Source organism: Ruminococcus sp. AF17-22AC, from assembly GCF_003460065.1.
GTDB lineage: Bacteria > Bacillota > Clostridia > Lachnospirales > Lachnospiraceae > Blautia_A.
The window spans coordinates 1-549 of sequence record NZ_QRXT01000027.1 but is presented as its reverse complement, the minus strand read 5'-3'; the positions used below and the strand labels follow the sequence as shown (position 1 = coordinate 549).

The following is a 549-nucleotide window of genomic DNA, read 5'->3' as shown; positions in this document are numbered from 1 at the left end:
GAACCACCGACCTCACGCTTATCAGGCGTGCGCTCTAACCAGCTGAGCTATAAGCCCATTTTTGAAATCTTTCGATTCCATCCGGATTTGCCTCATGCAGTCTTCCCTGAGCCCTCGGAACAAGTTCCTCGGTCACGGGAATCCTCATATGCGTCCACATCTGCTTCTATATCCGGAAGCAAGCTTCCTCCTATATCAGCATCTTTTGTCCGCGCATTCGGAAAATCCTGCGTGGAGATGAAGAGATTCGAACTCTCGACCCCCTGCTTGCAAGGCAGGTGCTCTCCCAACTGAGCTACATCCCCATTTAATCTGGCATCCACCTGCTCTCCCACACCGTCTCCAGTGCAGTACCATCGGCCGCTTGCGTCTTAACCGTCGTGTTCGGGATGGGAACGGGTGTTTCCCACAAGCGCATCGATACCAGAAATGTTGTTATTCAATTTGCCTTGATAACTCAACAGTAAAACACATTCAATACTCTACTTTTTCTTCCTTAGAAAGGAGGTGATCCAGCCGCACCTTCCGATACGGCTACCTTGTTACGAC

At 50.3% G+C, this 549-nt stretch carries 1 tRNA gene and 1 rRNA gene; both read right to left on the bottom strand.

Annotated features, from left to right (window positions below):
* Positions 1–232: 232 nt before the first annotated feature.
* Positions 233–305, bottom strand: a tRNA-Ala gene (locus DWW86_RS16925).
* Between the two features lie 5 nt (positions 306–310).
* Positions 311–428: ribosomal RNA gene (rrf, locus tag DWW86_RS16920) — 5S ribosomal RNA — on the bottom strand.
* Positions 429–549 lie beyond the last annotated feature (121 nt).